An 8,813-nucleotide genomic window follows, 5' to 3' on the forward strand; every position below is an offset into this window, starting at 1 on the left:
GGCTGACGGGCCGCATCCGCGGCATGAAGGTGCGCGAGGAGCGGATTCTCGCGGACAGGAAGCTGGCGAAGAGCGGCGGCCAGGTGGATGAGCTGCTCTCAGCGTGCTGGGAAGAGTTGCTGGAGGCAGGCCCCTACGCCTTCGCCGACGGGAAGGTGGATTGGGGCCAGGTGCTGCAGGGGGACCGCTTCTTCGCCCTGCTCCAGGTGCGCGTCCACACCTACGGCCCCGAGTACGTCTTCGCCGTCCCCTGTCAGAACGCGGCCTGCCGGGCCCGCATCGACTGGGAGCTGGACTTGACGCAGTTGCCGGTGCGAGTTCTCTCGGACGCCAGCCGCGCGGCCTTCATGGCCGGCAACCGCTTCGAGACGACGCTGCCCGACGCTGGCAAGCGCGTGCGCTTCAAGCTGCTGACAGGGGAGGACGAGCGGCGCCTGCCGCAGCTCCAGCGCGCGGCGCCGGAGAAGCTGCTGTCCTCCGTCCTCGCCTACCGGGTGCTGGACGTCGACGGCGTGGACGCGCGCGAGAAGCGCCGCTTCCTCGAAGACTTGAGCCTGCGCGACGCGGACTTCCTCGTTGACGAGTTTGACGCCGTCGACTGCGGCGTGGACACGACGCTCGAAGTCGAGTGCCCCGAGTGCCTCATGCGCCAGGAGGTGGAGCTCCCTTTCGACCGGGGCTTCTTCCTTCCGGGGCAGGCCCGGACAGCGAGGCGCCGGGAGCGCTCCACCTCTTCCCCGGCGTGACGCTGGAGACGTGGCGCGAGGGCCTCTTCAACCTGTGTTGGCGCCAGCACGGAGGCAGCGGCCTCGCAGCTCCCCTCGGTGACGCCCTGGAGTTGCCCACCTCGGACAGGGACTGGCTCCTCGAGCGCATCGGCCAGCAACGCAGTCGCGAGGCGAAGGCCTTGGAGAAGTCCGCGAAGCGGAGGTAGCGCGTGCTCAACAACGTCGGCCTGGGCTTCGTCTTCACCGCACGGGACTTGGCCTCCGGCACCTTTCAGGGGGTGGAGCGCAACTTCATGAGCCTGGACAGGCGCGTGGGGTTGGGCACCGCGCGGATTGAAGGCGCCTTCCAACGCCTCGGCGTCGCCATGGCCCTCTTCACGGCCGGCGCGGTCACCATCGGCGCCTCGTTCTCCCTGGCCAACGCCGCAGGCGAGTTCGGGCAGGCCGTGGCAGGTGTTGGCGCGGTCTCCGGTGCCTCAGCGGAAGAGTTGCAGAAGCTGCGTGACGCCGCCCTCGAAGCAAGCCTCTCCACCCAGTTCACGCCCACCGAGTCCGTGCTGGGCTTGCGCGAGCTCACCCAGGCCGGCTTCACCGCCGCGGAGGCCATGGACCTGCTGAAACCCGTCCTGGATTTGGCCGGTGGCTCGCTGGGGGAACTGACGCCCCAGGGCGCGGCGGGCCTTGCGTCGCAGGCCATGAAGGCCTTCGGCATCTCCACCGACAAGGCGTCGCTCTCCGTCGACCAGATGCTCCAGGCCGTCAACGTCTTCGCGCTCAGCGCGGATGAGCTGCCCCTGGCCCTGGGTACCGCCGCCCGAGGCGCGCAGGCACTCAACCAGGAGTTGCCCGAGACGCTCATCGCATTGGGCCTGGTCAAGAATGTCGTCCCGGGCGTGGAGCGCGCGTCCACCGCCGTGGCCGTCGCCATGGAGCGCATGGCGGACCCAGAGGTGCAGGAGCAGTTGCGCGGCGTCGGTGTCGCCGTCACGGACGCGGGCGGCAACTTCCTCAGCTTCCTCGGCATCCTCGACAAGCTGTCCCCCGCTCTCGAGCAGATGACGGCGGCCCAGCGCAGCGCCTTTCTCTTGAAGACGTTCGGCCGCGAGGCGTTGGGAGGCGTGAATGCCATCCTCAAGCAGCTCACCGACGGCGTGCGCAAACAAACCGGCGAAGTCGTCCGCGGCGGCGCGGCCCTCGAGTACCTGCGCGACGAGTTCACGAATGCAGGGGGCACGGCCGAGAAGTTCCGCAAGCAGATGCTCGACACCTACGAGGGGCAGACGAAGCTGCTGGCCGGACGCATGAAGGCGCTGGCCATCGTCCTGGGGGAGCCGTTCGACGAGGTGTTGAAGCCTCTCGTCGCCCTCGTCGCCGACGCTGTGAAGCAGGTGCTGGGCGTCTTCCAGGCCCTGCCTGGCCCGGTGAAGCGCGCCCTCGCGGCCTTCACCTTGGCGGCCGGGGGCATCATCACCCTCGTCGGCGCCGTCGTCTCCGGGCAGGTGGGCCTGGCGCTGCTGGTGGTGGGCCTCAAGGTGCTGGGCCTCACGCTGGGCGGCCTCCTGGCCACGGTGCTTCCAGCCGTGGGCGCTGTCGTCCTCCTGGGCGTCGCGGTGGCCGGCCTCGCCTACGCCTTCCGTCACAACCTCGGTGGCCTGGGCGACTTCGCACGGCGTGTGCAGGCGCAGGTGACGCTCGCGTTCCGCGGCCTCGTCCAGCTCTTCGAGGACGGCGGCTTCTCGGGGGCGGTGCGCGAGGAGTTGGGCCGCGCTGAAAACGCCGGCCTGAAGGACTTCCTCATCAACCTCTACCTGTGGGGCCATCGCCTCCACAGCTTCTTCTCGGGCCTCGCCGACGGCTTCTCCTCCGGACTCGAAGCCGCGCGCCCTACCCTCGAAACCTTCCAGACGACGTTGCAGCGGGTCGGCGAGGCGCTGGGCTTCCTCTCCGAAAGGGACGACGCAGCCACGGCCGCCGCGAAGTTCGCCGCCTTCGGCGACGCGGGGGCCACGGTGGGCCGCGCCCTCGCCCGCATCTTCGACTTCGTCGTCATGGGCATGACGGCCGGTGCCGAGGTGGCGGAGGGCCTGGCCGGGCAATGGCACTACATGAAGGCCGGCGTCGACGTCCTCCTGGGCAGCCTGGCGCACCTGGGCCGCGTCCTCGGTGGGGCGCTCTCGGGCCTTTTTGGCACCACCTCCGCTGTGCAGCAGGGCACCAGTGGGTGGACGCTCATGGGGGAAGCCATTGGGTTTGCCATCGGCAACATCACCACCGTCGTGGGCGTGTTGGTGTCCGCCGTCTCCCTCGTGGTGTCGGTGGTGGGGGGCATCCTCAACGCGGCCCTGGCAGCCTTCTCCGGCATCGTCGACGTCTTCTGGGGCGTCGTGTTGACGCTGAGTGGCATCCTCACCGGCGACTGGGCCGAGGCGTGGACGGGCTTGAAGCTCATCGTCTTCGGGGTGGTGGACGCCATCTCCGGCGTCCTCTTGGAGTTGGTGGGCGCCATCCTCGGCGTCGTGGACGCGGTGGCGAGCCTCTTCGGCACGGACACCGGCCTCCAGCAAGCCCTGCGAACGGCTCGACTGGGCCTCCACCGGGACTTGTCCGTCGCCTTCGGCCTCGAGGACTCCCCCGGCTCGGCCCCGGCGCCCGTCGCCTCCACGGCCGCCACCTTGCCGGCGGAGTGGCCCCTGGAGTCCTCGTCCATGCCGGCGGTGGCGGCCCTCCAGGCCTCGCTGCCCCAGGCAGAGGTGCTCTCCTCGCAGCCGGACGCGCCTTCCGCCCCGCCCGTCCTCGTGAGTGTCCAGGTGGACGGAGAAGTGCTTGCCCAGGCCACGGCGCGCGCTGAGAGGGACGCCGCCTCCCGCAGCTTCTCCCCCATGGCGTCTTACTGAAAGGCAGGCCCCGCGTGTCCTTCGCTGCTGGCCTCGCCCGTCCTCCTCGCTGCGTGCTGGTGAATGTCCTCACCGGCGAGGCCATGGAGTGCCTCTTCAACCCCACGCAGCTCACCGAGAAGTGCCAGGTGAATTGGAACCGCCTGACGGTGCCGGGACTCTCCCACCAGGTGCTCCAGTTTCAGGGCACCTCCAACCGGCAGCTCTCGGGCGTGGAGTTCTACCTCGACGCCTTCTTCGCCACGCAGCAGGCCGACACGTCCAACATCATGGCGTTCCGCGCCTTCTTGCGCGCGCTCACCGTGCCTCCGGCGGGTACCGAGGGTGTGCTGGCGACGGCGCCACCGCGCGTCCTCGTCCTCTGGCCCGGCGTCCTCACCGTGGAGTGCGTCGTCGCCAGCGTGGAGTTCCAGTACCGCCAGCTCGCCGTCGATGGCCGCGTGCTCGTCTACACCGCCACCGTCACCTTCGAGGAGGTGTTGGACACGCGCGTCACCTCCGAGCAGCTCCGCCAGGAGGTGCCGTAGTGGCCCCTCACGCCGGCAGCCGCTACTCCTTCTCCCTCGGCCTCCGGGACGAGGCTGGCCACCTCTTCCTCACCGAGAGAGTCCCCTACGGCTTCCAGCCGCACGCGGACACGCGCGTCCACCTCGTCGCCCAGGGCGACTCCCTCTGGGGGCTGGCCGGCCGCTACTTCGCGCCACTCCCGCGCGCCTGCGGCTTCTGGTGGGCGATTGCCGACTTCCAGCCGGAGCCCATCATCGACGCGACGCTGGAATTGGAGGCCGGGCGGCGCGTCTACATCCCCTCGCTACGCGTCCTCACCGACGCCATCCTCAGCGAGCAGCGGCGGAGGGCCAGCGAGTGACGCGGCCCCTCGACAGGACTGCGCCTGGCGTGCGCCTCACGCTGCTGGCACACGAGAGGGCCCGCGGCGGCGAGCCCCTCTCTCTTGAGGGTCGCGTCCTCGGCCTCGCCTTCGAGGACAGCGCGACGAAGGCCGACAAGCTGTCCCTCCAGTTGGACAACTTCGACTTGTCCCTCTTCGACAGGGCGGAGCTGGTGGGCGGCGTGGTGCTGGAGGTGTCCTGGGGCTACCCGGGGCTCATGGCTCCTCCGCGACGAGTGGTGGTGAAGAAGCTGAAGGGCTTCCAGGTGCTCACCGTCGAGGGACAGGCCCTCAGCGCCCTCATGCACCGCGAAGCGAAGACGCGCACCTGGAAGGGCAAGACGCGCGCCCAGGTGGTGCGCGAGGTGGCCTCCGAGTATGGCTATGAGGAGGACTCCATCCACGTCGAGAACACCGGAGAGTCCTTCGACACCATCCACCAGGCCGGGGAGACGGACGCGAGGTTCCTCCGGCGCCTGGCCGCGCGGGAGGAGTTCCAGTTCCACGTCGACGACAGGGGCCTCACCTTCGGCCCGCGCAACCAGGCCGCCGCTCCCACCCATGTGCTGTGGTGGTACGCCGACGCAGGCCGGGGCGACATCCTCTCGGTCAACGTCGAGTCGGAGCTGGGCCGCCGAGTGGGCAAGGTGGACGTGCGTGGCCGGGACGCTCTGGCCAAGAAGAACATTGAGGCCCAGGCGAGCAGTGCCACGGTGGAGCGCACCACCCTCGCGGACTTCCTCGAGGTGGTGGACAAGCGCACGGGCACCACGTCGCTGCAGCTCCGCAACAGCACCACCAGCGTCCAGCCCACCTCGGCATCGACACCTGCCCAAGCCCAGCGCGAGTCCGAGGCCCGCTTCCGACGCGCGGAAGCCGGCACGGTGAAGCTGTCCCTCCAGGTGGTGGGCAACCCCAGCTTGCGCGCGAAGTCCGTCGTGGAGGTGCGCGGCATCTCCAGCTTCCTGTCCGGGAAGTATTACGTCACCGAGGCGAAGCACGTCCTCTCCTCCTCCGGCTACACCACCGACTTGAAGCTGTCGCGTGACGGCACGGGGCAGCGTCAGCAAGGCAGCGCCGACAAGCAGGGCCAGGCCCAGGGCGGACAGCCCAACACCAGTGCACCCGAGACGACTGGGGCACTGAAGGAAGTCGAGGCATTCGAGAGGGACACCGGCACCCGGTACATCGAGTACCGCCGTGACGGACAGCCCATCGGTGTCGAGGACCCCGAAGCCGGAATGAGTCTCCCCAGGTAGCGAGCCACCATGAGCACCTTCGACGACGACATCCTCGCCCATGACACACGCCTGCTTGGCATGTACGTGGGCTACGTCACCAGCCGCGACGACGAGGCACAGCTCGGCCGCGTCCGCGTGTGCATCCCCGGCGTCCTCGAGCCCGAGTCCGCCTGGGCCTGGCCCCTGGGCACCTCCGGGGGCGGCGCCAAGGACACGGGCTTCTTCGCTGTGCCGCACGTGGGCGCCGAGGTGGCCGTCTTCTTCAACCAGGGCGACATCGACGCCCCCTACTATCTCAGCGCGCACTGGGGGAAGCCGGGCGGACAGAGCGAGGTGCCCGAAGAAGCCCAGGTGTCTCCGCCCGACAACCGCGTCCTCGCCACACCCACGTTCCGCGTCGAACTCAACGAGTCCGCGGGGAAGAGGAAGCTGAAGCTCACCAACCGGAAGACGGGCGACTGCCTCACCTTCGACGCGGAGGAGAACACCGTCACCCTGGAGGCCACCACCGCCCTCACCCTGCGCGCAGTGGGCGCCATCTCCCTGGAGGCGGCTCAGGTCACCATCGCCGGGCGTGTCGTGCGCCCCATCGCCGAGCCGATTTGAGGAAGCCCATGGCGCTGCCCATCTGCATCCATATCCCCCCGCTGCCCGAGGCGCCCACCCTCACTCTGCCCGGCGGCGCCACCCTGCAGCACCACCAACTCCTGCAGGCCGTCCAGCCAGCGCTCGCGCCGCTCACGCCCCTCTTCGACATCATCGGCGCGGTGCTGGCCCTCGTCGAAGTCGTGAAGGCGATACCTGACGCGTTGGGCCCTCCGCCGGACCCGACAGCCATCGCCGCGGCCCTGCCGAAGCTGGCCGAGAAGGTGTCCAAGCTGCTTCGCCTCGTCCCTCAGCTTTCGGTGCCACTCGCAGTGGTGGGTGTCATCGACATCGTCCTCGGCGAGCTGGGCCATGCCCGTGGCCAGCTCCTCCACCTGCAACTGCGCCTGTCGAGCGTCGCGCAGGCCCGGCTGCGCGCCGCCCAGCTTGGAGACGCGGGACTCCTGGCGGTTGCCGGCTGCGCGGAGGCCAACGTCGCGCAGGAGGCCGTCAACGTCGGGAAGGCCTTGGCGGCCCTCTCCCAGCTCATGGCCCTCCTCAACGTCCTCCTCGGCCTGGTGGGCGGCCCCCAGGTGCCGGACTTCTCCAGCCTTGAGGGCAGCGCACTGGAAGAAGCCATTGCCCCCCTCGATGCCATCGTCCGCACGCTGCAGCAGGTGCGCGCAGCCATCCCCGTTCCTTGAGGAGGACGTCATGAGTCGAGCCCGCCAGAATCTCCTCGTCCCCTTCCGCAGAGACAGGAAGCGGGACTTCGCCGTGGGCAGCGGGGCCGAGCTGCTCGCCTCGAAGGTGCGGCAGGTGCTGCTGACAGAAGGTGCCACACCCCACTCCACCGGCGAGCTGCCCTGGCGCACCAGCTTCGGCGCGGGCCTCTCGCGGCTGCGCCACCAGCGCAACGATACCGTGCTGGCGGAGCTGGCGCGCGTGTACGTCCGTGACGCTCTCGCGCGCTGGCTGCCTGGCGTCCAGCTCGTGCAGGTCCGCGTCGAGCAGGACGCAGCCACGCTGACGCTTCGTGTGCGCGTGCGCGAGGGTGACACGACGGCGGATTTGGATGTCTCCCCGCGCGACTTCTAGGGCCAAGACGAAGGCGTCTCCTCACGCACGTTCGATCATGAGCCCTATCCCCAAGCACCACCCTGTTGGTCGGTCGCCACCGAAGAGTTTCCTTGAGCTGATGGAGCCAGCTCCTCATTCCGACGACTGCACCTAGACCGTGCATAGGCCCGATGGTCTCATGCTGCATTACGATATGAGCCAGTCACTTCCGTCCGAAGAAGAGTTCTACTCCCGAATCGAGAGAGGCCTCTCCGAGTTCCCTCAGCTCGCGATGCGCGTTCCCACCGGCTATCCTCGAGATGGCAATGCAAGGCTGTCCCCCGATGCATCGCTCCACTTCGAGGATTATCGAACCGTTCGATTCGGTCACAACCTCACCCTGCCACTCGCCCTCTTTCTGATTGGCTCCGAAGAGGCGCGGCCAGAAGCACAGAAGGTCGCGCGCCACACGATTGGGCGCATTGAAGAGTTCCTCAGCAGGGTAGGTACACTCAGTGGAGTGACTCAGGTGATTGAGCCACTGTGGCGCTCTCGCTTCCGCGAAAACGACGCGGCAGATCCATCGTTCTGGTCGGTCATCGCTCTTGCCGACCGCACGCTCAGACTGTGTCGCGAAGGAGCGGAAATCCACAGATTCGAGAGCCCGACTGGAACCGGCAACAAGACTGCCGACGTTCATTACTCCTTGAATGGCGAGGAGGTGTTCCTCGACGTAGAAGTATGGAACGCCGCAAGGGGCGAGACGATTCAACAGGCTCGCGAGTTCTCGATTCGACGAGCAGAGCAGAAGGCGAGCAACAAGTTTTCAAGTCTCCCCGCCCATGCCACGGGAGTTGTGTCGGAGTTTTGTTTTCCTGCTCTCGACTCATTTGACCTGATCGCGTCATCGCAAAGGGAGTTTCTTGAGCCATTTCCAATCCACAGTGTTCCGAGGTGTCGCGGCGAGAACTTCCTGTTTGTTGGAGTGGCGGACTGGAACGGTCAACTGCATGAAGTCAGGGTAGTGGACGCAACGACAGAGCCGCTCCCCCTGCTTCCAGAAGCACGGCGACGAAGGTAGATGCCCCTCGTCCGGCCTCCGGACGGTGCAGCAGGCACCGAAGGTCAGGAAGCAGCCAGGACTCTCCTAGACGACCTAGTTTCAGGCGATGTCCCCATGTCCCCCAAAAGAAGTGGGCCGAAGGCCTTTGTCTCCCGGTGGAGGCCTTCGCCGACGTGCCACTTCTTCCCGCATCCACCGACTACACCCACCGAGATTTCGACGCCCTGCGCGCGCGCCTCGTGGCGCTGACGAAGAGCGTCTTCCCTGACTGGAGCGACTTCGACGTCGCCAGCTTCGGCAACGTCCTGCTGGAGATGTACGCCTTCATCGGCGACGTCCTCAGCTTCTACCAGG

At 67.9% G+C, this 8,813-nt stretch carries 10 protein-coding genes and 1 pseudogene; all 11 read left to right on the top strand.

What is annotated here, in order from left to right; all coding sequences use genetic code 11:
- Nucleotides 1–2: 2 nt before the first annotated feature.
- Nucleotides 3–746: a hypothetical protein gene (locus tag HUW62_RS43195; protein ID WP_255203966.1), complete on the top strand. Its 744-nt coding sequence runs from the start codon at nt 3–5 to the stop codon at nt 744–746.
- Nucleotides 743–934, top strand: a complete 192-nt coding sequence (locus HUW62_RS43200; RefSeq protein WP_176437765.1) for a hypothetical protein — start codon at nt 743–745, stop codon at nt 932–934. Before HUW62_RS43195 ends, HUW62_RS43200 begins: the two co-directional genes overlap by 4 nt.
- Nucleotides 935–937: 3 nt before the next feature.
- Nucleotides 938–3,622 (top strand): phage tail tape measure protein, encoded by a 2,685-nt coding sequence (locus HUW62_RS49750; RefSeq protein ID WP_176437766.1) that lies wholly within the window; start codon nt 938–940, stop codon nt 3,620–3,622.
- Between the two features lie 14 nt (nt 3,623–3,636).
- Nucleotides 3,637–4,149 (top strand): peptidoglycan-binding protein, encoded by a 513-nt coding sequence (locus HUW62_RS43210; protein ID WP_120616993.1) that lies wholly within the window; start codon nt 3,637–3,639, stop codon nt 4,147–4,149.
- Entirely contained in the window at nt 4,149–4,490 is a 342-nt protein-coding gene (locus tag HUW62_RS43215; protein ID WP_176437767.1) for a hypothetical protein, read from the top strand. Before HUW62_RS43210 ends, HUW62_RS43215 begins: the two co-directional genes overlap by 1 nt.
- The gene (locus HUW62_RS43220; RefSeq protein ID WP_176437768.1) at nt 4,487–5,770 is read left to right on the top strand and encodes a contractile injection system protein, VgrG/Pvc8 family; all 1,284 of its coding nucleotides are present in this window, start codon (nt 4,487–4,489) and stop codon (nt 5,768–5,770) included. Before HUW62_RS43215 ends, HUW62_RS43220 begins: the two co-directional genes overlap by 4 nt.
- A 9-nt stretch (nt 5,771–5,779) precedes the next feature.
- Nucleotides 5,780–6,358, top strand: a complete 579-nt coding sequence (locus HUW62_RS43225; RefSeq protein ID WP_176437769.1) for a phage baseplate assembly protein V — start codon at nt 5,780–5,782, stop codon at nt 6,356–6,358.
- 8 nt (nt 6,359–6,366) lie between these two features.
- Nucleotides 6,367–7,041, top strand: coding sequence for a hypothetical protein (locus HUW62_RS43230; protein WP_176437770.1), 675 nt, complete (start codon nt 6,367–6,369; stop codon nt 7,039–7,041).
- A 10-nt stretch (nt 7,042–7,051) separates the two neighbouring features.
- Nucleotides 7,052–7,435, top strand: coding sequence for a GPW/gp25 family protein (locus HUW62_RS43235; protein WP_176437771.1), 384 nt, complete (start codon nt 7,052–7,054; stop codon nt 7,433–7,435).
- A 160-nt stretch (nt 7,436–7,595) separates the two neighbouring features.
- Nucleotides 7,596–8,477 (top strand): hypothetical protein, encoded by an 882-nt coding sequence (locus tag HUW62_RS43240; protein WP_176437772.1) that lies wholly within the window; start codon nt 7,596–7,598, stop codon nt 8,475–8,477.
- 137 nt (nt 8,478–8,614) lie between these two features.
- Nucleotides 8,615–8,813, top strand: a pseudogene (locus tag HUW62_RS43245) (t4-like baseplate wedge); the annotation flags it as partial.

This window comes from Myxococcus sp. AM011, from assembly GCF_013372595.1.
GTDB classification, from domain to species: Bacteria; Myxococcota; Myxococcia; order Myxococcales; family Myxococcaceae; genus Myxococcus; species Myxococcus eversor.